The following is a 14,298-nucleotide window of genomic DNA, read 5'->3' as shown; positions in this document are numbered from 1 at the left end:
GGTTCTTTGCGCCCTTCGTGGTTCAATTTCATCATTCAATCTCTGCGCCTCGGCATTAAACCTAGCCGCTAATCCCTGAATCCTGCTTCCTTTGTCCTTTTGCCTTTTGATTTCTGACTTTTGATTTACTTTGACTTCTCTAGATGAGCCTGATACCATGCCCAAGGGCTAAACACCTCTGTTTAGCCATCTTGATTGATGCATTTACTCGTGCGGAGGTGCAATGAAGCTCCACGAATACCAAGCCCGTGATATCGTGGCTCGTTATGGCATTCCAGTAACAGGCGGCGGTGTTGCTGCGACGGCGGAAGAAGTTCAAAAAGTTGCCGAGCAAATTGGCGGCCCAGTGGCAGTCAAGGCGCAAGTGCATGTTGGCGGTCGGGGCAAAGCTGGCGGGATCAAGTTGGCCAACACGCCAGCCGAAGCCTTCGATGCTGGCAAAGCCATTTTAGGCATGGATATCAAAGGCCTGACGGTTGAAAAAGTGCTGGTAGCCGAAGCGATCACCTTTGAAAAAGAAATTTACCTTGGGGTGATTTTGGATCGTGCGACCAAGCGAGTTGTGCTGATTGCTTCATCAGAGGGTGGCGTTGAAATCGAAGAAGTCGCCAAAATCAATCCTGATGCAATCATCAAATTGGCAGCTGACCCCTTACTTGGCTTGCAACCCTACCAAGCTCAAGAATTGGCCTATAGCATTGGCATAACCGATGCTAAGCAAGCTCGCCAATTTTCAAGCATCGCAACCGGTTTGTATCGGGCATTTGTCGAAAACGATGCTGAATTAGCCGAAATCAACCCCTTGGTGGTGTTGCCAAACGGCCAATTGCAAGCCCTCGACTCGAAAATTGTGCTTGATGATAGCGGTTTGTTCCGCCACAGCGAAGTTGCGGGCATGCGCGATATCGCAGGCGAGCCAGAATCAGAAATCAAAGCTCGCGAAAATGGTCTGACCTTTATCAAGCTCGATGGCAATATTGGCTGTATGGTCAATGGCGCAGGCTTGGCAATGGCCACCATGGACGTGGTAAATCTGTTCGGCGGCGAACCAGCCAACTTCCTTGACATCGGTGGTGGGGCTAACGCCCAAAAAGTCGCCGCAGCCCTTGATATTATTCTTGATGATCCCAATGTTAAAGTTGTCATGGTCAATATCTTTGGTGGCATCACCCGCTGCGATGAAGTTGCCAAGGGGATTGTCGAAGCCCAAAAAATCATCAAGCGTCAAGTGCCAATGGTCGTGCGCTTGGTTGGCACCAACGAAGCCGAAGGCCAACGCATTTTGGCTGATGCCAGCTTAACTCCAGCTTCAACCTTGGCCGACGCAGCCCAAAAAGCTGTTGATATTGCCAAACAATAATTTAGCTAAGTTGGGCTAACATCGCCTGAATCAATTGGCGTTCATGCAGATCAACACAATTGCGGTGGAGTTGTTCTAAGTTGGTTTGCCAATGCAGTAGCATTTCGGCTCTAGCTGCTGGCAAACGTTCGCACCACGCCAAATCACGGGCACACAAGGCCAGTTGTAGCTCAACTTCGCTATAGCGCGGCGCAACGCTGGGCAAACGCAAACTTTTGCCTTCAGGGTAAAACGTATCGGCAACCAACTCATGGGGTTCGAGCCGAAACAAGCCTGCCAGCAGAATAACCGTGCGTTCCGAAGGCGTGGCCAAACCCATTTCAAAGTGGGAGATCGCCACCCGCGAAAGCGCCAAGCGATCAGCAAGGGCTTGTTGTGTCCAGCCATGCAAAGCCCGCAAACGGCCCAAACGCTGGCCAAATGATTCTGGCATAGAACAATACTCCCAAACATGGTGCTGTTGATGATACTGCACATTCGCCAAGGTGATTGCTAAGCCACTTAGCAGCCACCCCAACCATATCGAGCTATGCTAGAACGATATGAATCTAGCCTAGATCGAATGAGGATAGCATGACCAATAAAGTCGCAGTGGTGACCGGAATTACCGGCCAAGATGGTTCGTATTTAGCTGAACATTTGCTGGCTCAAGGCTACCGCGTAGTCGGGATGCTGCGGCGTTCCAGCACAGTTAATTTCGAGCGCATCAAACATATTCAAGATGATATCGAACTGGTCACGGGCGATTTGCTCGATGAAGTCTCGTTAATTAATATGCTGCAAACCTATCGACCTTCCGAGGTTTATAACTTAGCAGCCCAAAGCTTTGTCCAAACGTCGTGGTCGCAACCAGTCTTTACTGGCGAAGCTACGGCCTTGGGCGTGACGCGGATTCTTGACGCGGTGCGCACGGTCGATCCCTCGATTCGCTTTTATCAAGCGAGTTCGTCGGAGATGTTTGGCAAAGTGGTTGAAGTGCCGCAAACCGAAAATACGCCATTTTACCCACGCTCGCCGTATGGGGTTGCCAAAGTTTATGGCCACTGGATCACCGTGAATTATCGTGAAAGCTACAATATGTTTGCTTGCTCAGGCATTTTGTTCAATCACGAAAGCCCACGCCGTGGCCGCGAGTTTGTCACCCGCAAAATCACCGATGCAGTAGCGCGAATTAAGCTTGGCTTAGCGACTGAATTACGTTTGGGCAATCTCGAAGCCCAGCGCGATTGGGGCTTTGCAGGCGATTATGTCAAAGCCATGTATTTGATGTTGCAACAAGATCAGCCCGATGATTTTGTGGTTTCAACTGGCGAAACCCACTCAGTACGCCGCTTCTGCGAGATCGCGTTTGGCCATGTTGGCTTAAATTATGCCGACTATGTAAAAATCGACGAACGCTTTATGCGGCCTGCCGAAGTGGACTTGTTGATTGGCGACCCAGCCAAGGCCAAGCGTATTTTAGGTTGGCAACCAGAAACGCCCTTCGAGCAACTGGTGACCATGATGGTCGAAGCTGACCTCGAATTATTGAAACATGAATACCGTATCTAAAGGCAAAAGGCAGAAGTAAAAAGTCAAAAAGTACGATTACTGAATGAAGATGGCTCTTTGATTTTCATTGCGGCAGAAGTAAGAAGCCAAAAATAGATCTACTAATCATAGCCATTTTGCCTTTTGACTTTTGCCCTTTGATTTTCAGTGTCATTTTGCCTTTTGACTTTTGCCTTTTGATTTTCTGTCAAGGAGGACATTTCCATTGAGTATTTTGGCTGATAAAAATACCCGCCTGATTGTGCAGGGGATTACAGGCCGCGAAGGTGAGTTTCATTCGCGCCAAATGCTGGAATATGGCACAAATTTGGTCGGTGGGGTTACACCTGGTCGCGGCGGCCAAAAAGCCGTTGATGGCCGTGTGCCTGTGTTCAACACGGTCAAGCAAGCCGTCAAAGAAACTGGCGCAAACGCTACGGTAATTTATGTGCCCGCTGCGTTTGCTCCTGATGCCGTCCGCGAGGCCGCTGATGCAGGCATTCCGTTGATCGTTTGTATTACTGAAGGCGTGCCAGCGCTGGATATGGTGGCAACCTATGAGTTTGTTAAGCTCAAAGGTTCACGCTTGATCGGGCCAAACTGCCCGGGCTTGCTGACCCCCGGCGAAGCCAAATTGGGAATTATCCCCGGCTCAATCGCCAAACCAGGCCCAGTTGGCGTGGTCTCAAAATCAGGTACATTGACCTATGAAGCGGTCGATGCCTTGACCCGCATTGGCCTTGGCCAAACCTCAATCGTCGGGATTGGTGGCGACCCAATTATCGGCACCAACTTCATCGATGTTTTGGCGATGTTCCAAGCCGACCCAGCCACCGAAGCGATTGTGTTGATCGGTGAAATTGGCGGTAACGCTGAACAAGATGCCGCCGCCTTTATCAAGGAAAATGTCACCAAGCCAGTGGTCTCGTTTATTGCTGGTCAATCGGCCCCTCCAGGCAAGCGCATGGGCCATGCTGGCGCAATTATCGGCGCTGGTGGCGAAGGCACTGCCCAAGAAAAAATCGAAGCCTTGGAAGCAGTTGGCGCGAAAGTTGCCAAATTGCCCACCGATATCGCGAAATTGGTCGCCGAAAGCCTTGGCAAATAAGCCAATTGATTGGCACGAAAAAACCACTCCAATTGCTGGAGTGGTTTTTTTGTTTGCGATACCAAAAGCCCGCTGAAGCTGATTAACCTTTTACCCCGCCCAAGGTTAAGCCGCCAACGATATATTTTTGCAACGCTAGATAGACAATCGAGACCGGCAGCGAAATCATAATCGACATCGCCGCAAAATTCGACCAAGAAACCGTGGCATATTGGCCGGTCATGGTTTGCAGAGCAATTGCCAAGGTATAATTGTCGGCCTTGTTGATAAAGCGTGCGGTCAAAGCAAACTCTGTCCAGCCAGCCATAAAGCCCAAGAAGGCAGTTACGGCTAAGGCTGGGGTTGCCAACGGCAGAATAATTCGGAAGAAGATTTGGTTGGGTGAAGCGCCGTCAATAATCGCGGCTTCTTCCAACTCCTTGGGAATCGTATCCAGATAGCCTTTGAGATTCCAGATCGCGAATGGCAACGCGCCGGAAATCATAGCCAAGCCTACGCCATACAGCGAACGGCCAAGCTCAAATGGTCGGGCATTTTTAGGAATTTCAATCTGCGTGCCGCCCCATAAGAACAGCGCAGCCACCGCTAAACCACCAACCAAGAAGGCAGCTGAGCCAGCCCGAAAATCATCGGAACGAATCCGTGAGATCGTCATTAAAGCTAAGCCTGCTATTAACAAGCCTGCCATCGTGAAATAAATGATCCGCAACACTTCAAGGCTGGTGCTAATTTTAGCCAACATCGCAAAAAGTGGCGCAAGTGTGGCAATGCCTGGCATCAGCAAAATAAAGCCAATGCTCAAGAAAATCAACTTGCGTCCGACGAAGTTCAAGCGCGAGAAGGCATAGGCTGCGGCAACCCCGATCATCACCGAGAAGAACGAGACCCCTGCTGCCAAGAAAAAGCTATTGCCCATCAACTTCCAGAACGAAATATCACCTGCCGATTTCGACAGCGGCTGCTCAATCACTGCCTGATAGGAGCTTAATGTGATTGATGAAAGTGACGGTGGAATAACTTCCAATTTGAGTGGTCGGGCACTACCTGCTTCCTTGAACGAAAGCGTGACGATCCACATAATTGGAAACAAGACTGAAACTGCCACTGTCAAGCAAAAGGCTTGCAACAGCAATTGTTGCCACCATTCCAATTGACGGCCAGCACCGCGCCCACGAGCAAACAGGCCTTTGCGGCTGGTCGGTTGTGCAATAGATGAATTAGCCATCGTATGACTCCGCTACTCGTGAAATTCTGGCGGTAATTGCCGAGATACAGCCAAGAATAATAAAGATAAAGACGCTAAATGCGGCCCCAATCCCAAACAAGGAGTTATTATTGATCAGCTTATAGGCTTGGGTCACCAAGATTTCGGTTTGGCCGAGTGGGCCGCCGCCGCTGATAAAATAAATCACATGGAACAGATTGAAGGTTTGGATAATCCCCAAAATGGTTGCCGGAACCATGGCGGGGCGGAGCAATGGCAGGGTAATTGTCCAGAATTTATTCCAGCCAGTTGCGCCATCGATCGAGGCCGCCTCATACAATTCTTTGGGGATACTTTGGAGTGCACCAGTGGCCACAATCGTCATAAACGGCCAGCCCAGCCAAATATTGGCGATCAACATGGCAAAGTACGAAAGTGGTAAGCCAAAGGCGACTGGCTCAATCCGCTGGAGCCAATCAATCCCACCGCTGGGGAAGGCTGGGCCAAGAAAGATCTTCAACATCAAATTGATCGCGCCATATTGCCCATCGAACATATTGCGCCAAATCGTGGCAATAACCAACTGTGGCAGCACCATGGGTAAGATATAAATTGCGCGATAGATCTTTTTAAACCACAAACCCTCGACGTTCAACATCACGGCGATGACGATCCCCAGTGAAACGTGAAAAATCACATTCGAGAATGTCCACCAAATGTTGAAGCCCAAGGTGCGCCAGAATTTGAAGCTGGCTAAGTCGGCATTTTTGGTAGCCAACTTATCTTGCAAAATTAATTGATAGTTTTCAAAGCCCACATATTTGGGTGGCGTATAGTTTTTGGCAAGAGGGTTGATGCTGGATGGGCCAAAGTCGGTTAGCGACATCCAAAATTGGTAGAGAATGGGATAGAACGTGATGATCGACATCACGATCAGAGCGGGAAAAAGATACGTATAGGCTGTTCGCGAGGTTCTGGTGCGTGCCCACCACGAAGGTCGTGGGATGGCGCTATCACTAGCACGCTCGACGCTACTTTCTGCCGATGCCATGGCGTGGCTCCTTTGCTGACAGGGGCGGGGTCTGTGATGATTTGGTATCGCGTGAGCGAGGAACAGGCCAGACTACGGCATCGTTACAGCACTATCTTTCGGTAAGCCCACCATAGCCTTGGCTCGACCCGTTCCCTCGCAAGGAAGGAACGGGTCGGTTGATTGCCTTATTTACCGTTAGCGGTATCCATTGCAGCACAGGCATCAGTGATCGCCTTGGTTGCATCTTCGCCGCCATCAAGTGCTTTGGTTACAGCATCGCCAACTGGAGTCCAGAAGTTGTTAAGTTCTTGGTCTTGTGGGCGAGCATAGCCAGTTGAAGCAGCTTGGCTGAAGCCGAGCACCAACGCATCGGTTGGTACAACGTTGACATCAGCTGGAACGTGGCCAGCTTTTTCGGTGTAGATTTTTTGTGATTCGGTGTTGGTCAAGTACATTGCCAAAGCAACTGCACCTTCAACATTTTGGCTGTTGATGTTGACATAGAAACCGTCAACGCCAGTCAATGGACCAGCAGGACCCTTAGGACCAGCAGGCATTGCGGCAACACCAAGTTTGTCGCTCAAAGCAGCTTGGTAGTCGGCCAAAACCCATGGCCCGTTGATGATCATGTCAGCTTGGCCTTCGCGGAAGAGCGCATCAGCTTGAGCACCATCGGTTGAGAAGGTTGCGCCAGCAGCTTTGAGATCTTGCAAATACTTCAAGGCATCGCCGCCACCATTGACCAAGCCACAAGCCTTGTCAGCGGTGAACAAGCTAGCACCGAAAGCTTGGAAGAAGCCAAAGTTGTGGTAAGCGCTTTGGTTCAAGACCAATTTCTTGCCATCTTTGACCAATTGCAACAACTCGTCGGTGGTTGATGGTGGGGTGGCAATCGTTGATTTGTTGTAGTACAAAGCAACCGCTTTGAATGATTCTGGAATACCATAGAGCTTGCCATCAACCGACATCCCAGCAACGCCAGCAGGAGCGATGTTGGTCAAGTTAGCTTTGTAAGCATCAAGGTCGGCCAACAAGTTCTTGCGAGCCAAATCGCCCAAGCTATCGTTTGGAGCCAAGAGCAAGTCTGGGCCGCCAGCAGCAGCAACGTCATTTTCAAACTTGCTGAATACTTGGTCGAATGGTACTTGCAAGACGCTGATGTTAGCATCTGGGAAAGCAGCTTTGGCTTTTTCAATCAACTCGGTTAAGGTTGCATCTTCAGCGCCACCGGTGCTGTAAGCGTGCCACAAAGTGATATCGCCAGTTGCTGCCATCGTGTCGCCACCAGTTGCAGGGGCGGTAGTTGCTTCGGGAGCAGCGGTTGCTTCTGTAGTTGCAGCGGCGGTTGCTTCTGGAACAGCGGTTGCTTCTGCCGCAGTGGTTGGGGCGGCGGTTGGTTCTGCTGCAGTGGTTGGAGCAGTGGTTGGGGTAGTTTCGCCACCACAAGCTGCCAATAAACCGACCATCATGATACTGACGAGCAGGAAGCTCAAAATACGCTTCATTGCTGTACACTCCTTTGTACCATATTGAGAAATCTGTTACCGTGCCGATTAGGGCGAACAGGTGAATAGTAGCGCGTGACGCTAGGCCACGCTCCAGCAAAGGCAATTGTTAGCTTGCCAACGAACCAACCTCGTTGGAATGCACCCCTAAAGTTGCGGGGCGTTCCAGGGCTGGCGGCGCAAATAAGCGCTCGGTAGCAAGGGCTGCGGCTCCTAAAGCTGCGACATTGCGGCCTAGTGCGCCTGGTACAATCGAGGTATTATTCACTGCAATCGATAAAGCGCGTCGCGCCACCGTTGCTCGAATCGTCTCGATTAATAATGGTGAGGTTTCCGGAATAACCCCGCCAATCACAACCCGATCAGGATTGAATATATTAATGATACTGGCAATTGCCACACCAAGATAGTGGGCAGTTCGCCGCAAAATAGCTTGAATTTCAGGGCTGCTCTCGGCTTTACGCACCAAGGTATGCACATCATCATCGGCACTAATCAGCTTTTGCTCGCGGGCCAGCCGTAAAACCGTGATTTGTGAAGCCAAGGCTTCGAGCGAGCCAGCGTTGATTGGCCCAAATGATTCATCGTTTTCGACGCTGAGAGTGGTATGGCCAACCTCGCCAGCGCTGCCGATCGAGCCACGGAATAAATGACTATCAATAATCAAGCCAGCACCAATCCCGGCGCTACTCATATATAAGTAGACCATGTTTTGAGCGCCTTGGCCTGCGCCCCAACGATACTCGGCCATCGCGGCCAAGTTGGCATCGTTATCAATTGATACGGGCAAACGGAAGGTTTGGCTTAACTCTTCGCGAATTGGCACGTTATCCCAACCAGGCATAACTGGCGGGGCAATTGTGCGGCCATTGCGAAAATCCAATGGGCCAGGCACGCCAACTCCAATTGCACTAATGCGGCCACGACCAACCGGCGATTCGGTCAGCATCGTGCTAATCAATTGTTTGATCAGCGGCATGCCAACGGTGGGGCCGTCGTTAACATTGAAGGAAATTTGACGGCGTGAACAGATTCGGGCGTTCAAATCGGTAATAACGGCGCTAACGGCGTTGCGCGAAACATCAAGCCCAATAATATAATTGGCTTGATAATTGAATTCGAGGATAATTGGCCGTCGGCCACCTTTTGAGGTACCAATACCCGTTTCCGTAACAAGGCTTGCGTCAATCAGATCGTTAATGATGCTTGAAACGGTCGAACGACTTAACTTGGTGTGCTTGGCGATATCTGCCCGCGAAATCCGTCCTTCACGCCGAATTAACTGGAGTACCAGGGCGCGGTTGAGTTCTCGCATCAAACTCAGATCAGCTGTCAATGCCGAAGGACGATTCATTTGCAAGCTCCTACTTGGTAAGTGGCTCCGATTTTAGCAACTATTTGGTACTTTGTCAAGACAACAAACAAACATGACTGTTTTATGATAGAATGCGATTTAGGCCATTCTAAAGCTTTAAATCGTAATTGAGGCTTGTCGCTATGGATGATCGATTATCAATCAGGCTGGAGCAATCACTCGATTTTTGTATTAAATGTAATATTTGTACTACCGCATGTCCGGTGGCAGCGGTCACCGATCAGTTTCCTGGCCCCAAGTATGTCGGGCCGCAAGCTGGGCGTTTTCGCCACGATCAAGCTGAGCATTCACCCGATCATTCGGTGGATTATTGCTCGGGCTGTCGAGTTTGCAACGAGGTTTGCCCAACTGGCGTGCCAATCGCTGAACTCAATGCCCGTGCCCGCGCACAGATGGTGCGCGAACATGGCTTGCCCTTGCGCAACCGCATGCTTGGGCGCTCGGAGTTACTGGGCATGCTGGGCACACCCTTCGCCCCGCTAGCCAACTGGACAATGAGCAATCGGCCAATTCGTTGGCTAATTGAAAAATTATTTAAGATCGATAGGCGTGCGCCGCTGCCCCAGTGGGCTGGCTATACCTTGCGCGGCTGGGCACGCAAACATCTGCCGCGTGCTGCCACGCCGTTGCGCTGGACCTATGGCCTGCGTTCATGGCTCAGCCGCACTGCACTTGTGCCACTTGAGCAACGTCGTTTGGTGCAAACTCAAACTCAAAAACCAGCAACTTCGACAATTTCGCGCAAAGTCGTTTATTTTCATGGTTGCTCAACCAATTATTATGAGCCACATGTTGGCAAGGCTGCCCTAGAAGTGCTGACCCGCAATGGTTGCGAGGTGGTGTTGGCTAATCAAGGCTGTTGTGGCTTGCCGATGCTTTCCAATGGTGAATTTAAGGCTGCCCGCCGTTATCACGCCGCTAATGTCCATGCCTTACTGCCATGGATTCGTCAAGGCTATGTGGTGGTGGGTACTTCGACCAGTTGTACCTTGACCCTCAAAGATGAAGCCCCCGAATTGTTGGGCTGGCATGATCCTGAGGTTCAATTGGTGGCCGAACAAACCTACGATATTTTTGAATATTTGCGTTTGCTCGACGAGGCAGGCAAATTTGATCGCAACTTGGGCGCAATCGAAGAAACATTGCCCTACCATCCACCTTGTCAATTAAAAGCCCATCGCATCGGCTTGCCAGCTCGCGATATTTTGGCGCATATTCCAGGTTTGCAAATTGAGCGAAGCCAAGCAGCCTGTTGTGGAATTGCTGGCACCTATGGCCTAAAAACCGAAAAATACCCAATCGCAATGGATGTGGGTAAACCGTTGTTTGAATGGGCCAGCCAGCATCCCGCTGATACGGTGCTGTGTGATAGCGAAACTTGTCGCTGGCAAATTAGCCACGGGACGGGCTTGGCGACCCGTCATCCCGTGGAGCTTTTAGCCGAGGCCTATCGCCGATTTGATCAGCAGCGCCAACTTAGCTGACGCTGGTTTCAACTTTGGCTCGCCATGCCGCATGAACATAGCCACCTTCGCGGTCGGAGTATTCGATTCGTTCAAAGCTTGAGCGGGCGGCATCAACCTGACCCAAGCTACGTTGCAATTGGCCAATTCGATAGAGCAATTCAGCTTGTTGCGGAATTGGGCAGCCATTCAACAAAAGTTCAGCTTGATCCAAGGCTAATTGGACTTGACGTTCGTCGTTAGCCAAAAAAGCCAATTCAGCGCGGGCGACATACAGGCTGGCTTTGGCGGCAACATGCGGCGCTAAGGCCAAGCCTGCTTCGATCCATTGTTTGGTGGTTTGGCTGGCTTCATCGAAATGCAAGCTCAACAACGCGTTATGGCTATAGCTCAAGGCCAATTGCTCGTCCAACACCAAGGCCATGCTGGCATAATGGCGAGCTTCGTTCCAGTCGCCGTGAGCAGCCAAAGCGCGGCTCATTTCTAAATAAATTGGGGCGTGAAATGGATACAGTTGGTCGGCGCGTTCGATCGCTTTGATGGCGGCTTCGGTTTCGCCTTGCGCCAATTGAATCGAACCCATGGCCAACCAAGCATCAGCTGAATCAGGGTAAATGCGTAACGACCATAAAACGAGGCGTTCAGCTTGGGCATACGAACCGCGTGCCCAAGCACGTCCGGCATACCAAACCAAGGCAATCCGAGCAACAAATAAGCCAATCAACAACTCGCCGAGCAAAGCCACGCCAACTGCCTGATTGGTTAAAAAGTACAAGCCACAGAGCGCTGGAAACACCACAAGTTCTGGCATTAGCATCACCGCTCGACCAACCCGTATTCCAGTGGTTAGCTGTCGTCGTTCCTGCCGTTGCGCCGTCATGATTGTTGCCATAGCTCAACCCCTTGTTATATATACTCGTATCAGGGTTAAGTATCGCCCAAGGTTGTGACAACGAGTGTCACAACCTTGAAAATTTGTGCTATTTTGCTAAACTCCAAGCGACCGCTGCCTGACCATGCAACAGGGTGGTATCGAACAGTGGAACATCGCAATCAGCTTGGTTAATCAACAAGCCAATTTCGGTGCAGCCCAAAATAATGCCCTGTGCTCCGGCTGCCACCAGATCGTTAATCACCGCCAAATAGTAGGTTTTGGAGCTAGCGTCGATTTTGCCAAGGCACAATTCATCGAAAATAATCCGATGAATTTCATCGCGCTGTTCGGGTTCAGGCGTGACGACTGCTAAGCCATAGCGTTGGCGCAAACGCCCAGCATAAAAATCGTGCTCCATGGTGAATCGGGTTCCAAGCAAACCAATCGTGGTTAATTGTTGCTGCTGAATCGCCGCTGCCGTTGGATCGACAATATGAATAAATGGCACTTCGACAGCTTGCTCAATTGCAGTTGCCACTAAATGCATCGTGTTCGTGCAAAGCACAATACATTCAGCGCCAGCCGCGACTAAATTACGAGCAGCTTGGGCCAAAATTTCCCCAGCAGTTTCCCATTGATCAGCCTTTTGCAACGCGGCAATTTCAGCAAAATCAACTGAATACAAGACACATTTGGCTGAATGCAATCCCCCAAAACGCTGTTTGATCGTTTGGTTGAGCACCTGATAATAACTGACGCTCGATTCCCAACTCATCCCGCCAATGAGGCCAATCGTTTTCATGCAAAGCTCCTTGGTACAGCAAACATCAATATGGAGCAATGGTTGGTTGGCCATATGCTACGCCGCCTATAATACGCGCTTTTGCTTACGACAATTCTGCGACAACGCTGCGATTGGCTTGTGACAAGTGGCAAGTATGCTCAGGATGTTCGTTTTTGCGCATAGGAGCATTGCCTTGAACCAGCCTCAATCAACTCAAACAGCTACTAATGGTGCGAAAATTAGTACATTTTTACTGCTAACCACAGTTTTGACGGCAATTTGTTATTATTTTTTGGTTGGCCCAAATCCTCAAGAGGTGTTTGGATTAGGTTTGATCTTCAGTCCAGCGCTAGCCGCAATCATCACCCAATTCGTTTTCGAGCGACGATTGGCAGGTTTAGGCTGGAAAATCGCCGCACCCAAGGATTTATTGCTGAGCTATAGTTTGCCGTTGGGCTATGGCTTAGTGGTGTATAGCGTGGTTTGGCTGAGCGGCATCGGTGATTTTTCGTTGCAAGCCTTAGCAAGCCAGGTTGGCCTCGCCACACCTTTAGCAATCAGCGGCTTTTGGGGCTATTTGGGCGAGGCTGCAACACTGGGCATCGTTCGATCAGCAATCTTGGCATTTGGCGAGGAATTGGGTTGGCGCGGATTTTTAGTGCCAGAGTTGAGCAAACGCTATTCGCTCGCTGCAACCGCGACAATCAGTGGGCTTATTTGGGCGATCTGGCATTATCCGGCAATTTTGCTGGTTGAGTATAACAATGCTGGTGCACCGCTGTGGTTTGGCTTATGCTGTTTCACAATTTTAGTGGTTGGCCTGAGCTTTGTGATGGCGTGGTTGCGCTTGAAATCGGCCAGTGTTTGGCCGGCAGTGTTGTTGCATGCCAGCCATAATATTTTCATCCAAACTGTTTTTAATCCACTGACCAGCAAAAATGCCATCACGCCCTATGTAATCGATGAATTTGGAGTTGGTTTGGCGCTCGTCGTGGGAGTATTAGCGTGGTTGGTTTGGCAACGAACGAAATCAAGCCAAGATAGAACCTCTAGCAAAGAGCAAAATCTTCCTTCTATCCAAATATAATGCAATACATTACTATACCAATAATTGGCAAAGATGGAGAGATTTATGTTTTCTAAACGAGGATGGATTGAGCAGATTGGCATGTTATGTTATTTGCTGCTTAGCAGTTGTGGTAACCAAGCAGCAGATGATGTTTGGCATAAAGCTGGACGTTATGCGGTACAGTTTGTTGGAATAGTTACAGCGAAAGCTCATGAGCCAATCCCAATCCAGCTAGCATTTATTGATGTTGGGACTCCACGCCGTACCAGCGAACCCCAATTCAATCAATTAACCATCGTGAGCGATCAGGGCGAATTAACCACCCAGTCAGTAACCCTTTCACCATCGCCAGCAACAGCCAATTCGCGGTTTTTCTCGGTTTTGGCAATGCTTGATGGGCTTAATCCAGGCAGTTATCACTTTAGTCAAATTCGCTATCTTGATGAACAGCAGCGTGAGCAAACTATCACCGTAGGCGATTGGGAGCTTACAGTGCTTGATTTGCCAATCGCGACACTCAAACTTGGTAGTCATAGCGTGGTAACGATGGGGCGGGCTGAACGGTTTGAAGCTGAGTTGATTAATCCAACTGATCAGGCGATCCAACTCTTTGCTAGTAGCATCAAAGGCACTAAATATCCGATTTCAGCAACCCTACACATAGCCCAAACCAAGGCTGTGGCAAGCCAACCGATGCTTGGTGATGCGCCACCCCAACCCCTATCAACTGTAGAAGTGACGATGATCGATCTCCAGCCAAAACAAAGCCAAAATATCATTTTTCAATTGCATGGGATCGAGCAATTGCCAACTGATTTTTTGGCAATTCAGCCTACAATTAACTATAAACAAGGCCAAACTGTGGCTCAAACATTTATTTTGCCATTACAAGTATTTTCGCCACCGTTTAACGACGATCTTGCCGTTAAAAAGTACCTTGATTTCCTGCCAGTGAGTGCTTTTCACGAATAAACCAAGGCTCCTGATCAGTTG

General features: G+C 49.9%; 13 protein-coding genes. 6 read left to right on the top strand and 7 right to left on the bottom strand.

The features are described 5' to 3' along the window. The first annotated feature begins 223 nt into the window (after window positions 1–223). Window positions 224–1,360: an ADP-forming succinate--CoA ligase subunit beta gene (gene sucC, locus DEF47_RS14655; protein ID WP_012192091.1), complete on the top strand. Its 1,137-nt coding sequence runs from the start codon at window positions 224–226 to the stop codon at window positions 1,358–1,360. Window position 1,361: 1 nt separating this feature from the next. On the opposite strand, the gene DEF47_RS14650 is transcribed toward sucC, so the two are convergent. Beyond that, window positions 1,362–1,793, bottom strand: coding sequence for a helix-turn-helix domain-containing protein (locus DEF47_RS14650; protein WP_012192090.1), 432 nt, complete (start codon window positions 1,791–1,793; stop codon window positions 1,362–1,364). A 140-nt stretch (window positions 1,794–1,933) separates the two neighbouring features. Here DEF47_RS14650 and gmd point away from each other — a divergent pair, with 140 nt between their 5' ends. Beyond that, on the top strand, window positions 1,934–2,911 hold the full coding sequence (gene gmd, locus DEF47_RS14645; RefSeq protein WP_012192089.1) for a GDP-mannose 4,6-dehydratase: 978 nt from the start codon (window positions 1,934–1,936) through the stop codon (window positions 2,909–2,911). A 205-nt stretch (window positions 2,912–3,116) separates the two neighbouring features. Further along, the gene (gene sucD, locus DEF47_RS14640) at window positions 3,117–3,998 is read left to right on the top strand and encodes a succinate--CoA ligase subunit alpha (protein WP_012192088.1); all 882 of its coding nucleotides are present in this window, start codon (window positions 3,117–3,119) and stop codon (window positions 3,996–3,998) included. A gap of 82 nt (window positions 3,999–4,080) precedes the next feature. Here the strand turns inward: sucD and DEF47_RS14635 are convergent, their stop codons facing one another. From DEF47_RS14635 to DEF47_RS14620, 4 genes are all read right to left on the bottom strand, one after another. Further along, entirely contained in the window at window positions 4,081–5,223 is a 1,143-nt protein-coding gene (locus tag DEF47_RS14635) for an ABC transporter permease subunit (protein ID WP_012192087.1), read from the bottom strand. Continuing rightward, on the bottom strand, window positions 5,216–6,253 hold the full coding sequence (locus DEF47_RS14630; RefSeq protein WP_012192086.1) for a carbohydrate ABC transporter permease: 1,038 nt from the start codon (window positions 6,251–6,253) through the stop codon (window positions 5,216–5,218). Before DEF47_RS14630 ends, DEF47_RS14635 begins: the two co-directional genes overlap by 8 nt. A 167-nt stretch (window positions 6,254–6,420) precedes the next feature. Next, window positions 6,421–7,740 carry an extracellular solute-binding protein gene (locus DEF47_RS14625; protein ID WP_012192085.1) on the bottom strand — a complete coding sequence of 440 codons (1,320 nt, stop codon included), beginning with the start codon at window positions 7,738–7,740 and terminating at the stop codon, window positions 6,421–6,423. Between the two features lie 109 nt (window positions 7,741–7,849). Next, window positions 7,850–9,094: an ROK family transcriptional regulator gene (locus DEF47_RS14620; protein ID WP_012192084.1), complete on the bottom strand. Its 1,245-nt coding sequence runs from the start codon at window positions 9,092–9,094 to the stop codon at window positions 7,850–7,852. Between the two features lie 143 nt (window positions 9,095–9,237). Here DEF47_RS14620 and DEF47_RS14615 point away from each other — a divergent pair, with 143 nt between their 5' ends. Next, a complete protein-coding gene (locus DEF47_RS14615) occupies window positions 9,238–10,599 on the top strand; it encodes an anaerobic glycerol-3-phosphate dehydrogenase subunit C (protein ID WP_012192083.1) in 1,362 nt (453 codons plus the stop codon). Here the strand turns inward: DEF47_RS14615 and DEF47_RS14610 are convergent. Beyond that, on the bottom strand, window positions 10,592–11,470 hold the full coding sequence (locus tag DEF47_RS14610; protein ID WP_012192082.1) for a tetratricopeptide repeat protein: 879 nt from the start codon (window positions 11,468–11,470) through the stop codon (window positions 10,592–10,594). The two genes, DEF47_RS14615 and DEF47_RS14610, sit on opposite strands and share 8 nt — an antisense overlap. Before the next feature lie 88 nt (window positions 11,471–11,558). Next, window positions 11,559–12,254: an aspartate/glutamate racemase family protein gene (locus DEF47_RS14605; RefSeq protein ID WP_012192081.1), complete on the bottom strand. Its 696-nt coding sequence runs from the start codon at window positions 12,252–12,254 to the stop codon at window positions 11,559–11,561. Between the two features lie 175 nt (window positions 12,255–12,429). Here DEF47_RS14605 and DEF47_RS14600 point away from each other — a divergent pair, with 175 nt between their 5' ends. After that, window positions 12,430–13,323, top strand: a complete 894-nt coding sequence (locus tag DEF47_RS14600; protein WP_041304917.1) for a CPBP family intramembrane glutamic endopeptidase — start codon at window positions 12,430–12,432, stop codon at window positions 13,321–13,323. Between the two features lie 45 nt (window positions 13,324–13,368). Continuing rightward, window positions 13,369–14,277 carry a hypothetical protein gene (locus DEF47_RS14595; protein WP_012192079.1) on the top strand — a complete coding sequence of 303 codons (909 nt, stop codon included), beginning with the start codon at window positions 13,369–13,371 and terminating at the stop codon, window positions 14,275–14,277. Window positions 14,278–14,298: the final 21 nt, after the last annotated feature.

The organism is Herpetosiphon sp. (assembly GCF_003512625.1).
In the GTDB taxonomy this organism is placed as follows: Bacteria; Chloroflexota; Chloroflexia; order Chloroflexales; family Herpetosiphonaceae; genus Herpetosiphon; species Herpetosiphon aurantiacus.
This window is presented reverse-complemented; position numbering and strand designations above follow the sequence as displayed.

Bases quoted from the DNA above. Each gene is read 5' to 3' on its own strand.
- sucC (WP_012192091.1), top strand. From the start codon at position 224: ATGAAGCTCCACGAATACCAAGCCCGTGATATCGTGGCTCGTTATGGC.
- DEF47_RS14650 (WP_012192090.1), bottom strand. From the start codon at position 1,793: ATGCCAGAATCATTTGGCCAGCGTTTGGGCCGTTTGCGGGCTTTGCAT.
- gmd (WP_012192089.1), top strand. From the start codon at position 1,934: ATGACCAATAAAGTCGCAGTGGTGACCGGAATTACCGGCCAAGATGGT.
- DEF47_RS14635 (WP_012192087.1), bottom strand. From the start codon at position 5,223: ATGGCTAATTCATCTATTGCACAACCGACCAGCCGCAAAGGCCTGTTT.
- DEF47_RS14630 (WP_012192086.1), bottom strand. From the start codon at position 6,253: ATGGCATCGGCAGAAAGTAGCGTCGAGCGTGCTAGTGATAGCGCCATC.
- DEF47_RS14625 (WP_012192085.1), bottom strand. From the start codon at position 7,740: ATGAAGCGTATTTTGAGCTTCCTGCTCGTCAGTATCATGATGGTCGGT.
- DEF47_RS14620 (WP_012192084.1), bottom strand. From the start codon at position 9,094: ATGAATCGTCCTTCGGCATTGACAGCTGATCTGAGTTTGATGCGAGAA.
- DEF47_RS14615 (WP_012192083.1), top strand. From the start codon at position 9,238: ATGGATGATCGATTATCAATCAGGCTGGAGCAATCACTCGATTTTTGT.
- DEF47_RS14610 (WP_012192082.1), bottom strand. From the start codon at position 11,470: ATGGCAACAATCATGACGGCGCAACGGCAGGAACGACGACAGCTAACC.
- DEF47_RS14605 (WP_012192081.1), bottom strand. From the start codon at position 12,254: ATGAAAACGATTGGCCTCATTGGCGGGATGAGTTGGGAATCGAGCGTC.
- DEF47_RS14595 (WP_012192079.1), top strand. From the start codon at position 13,369: ATGTTTTCTAAACGAGGATGGATTGAGCAGATTGGCATGTTATGTTAT.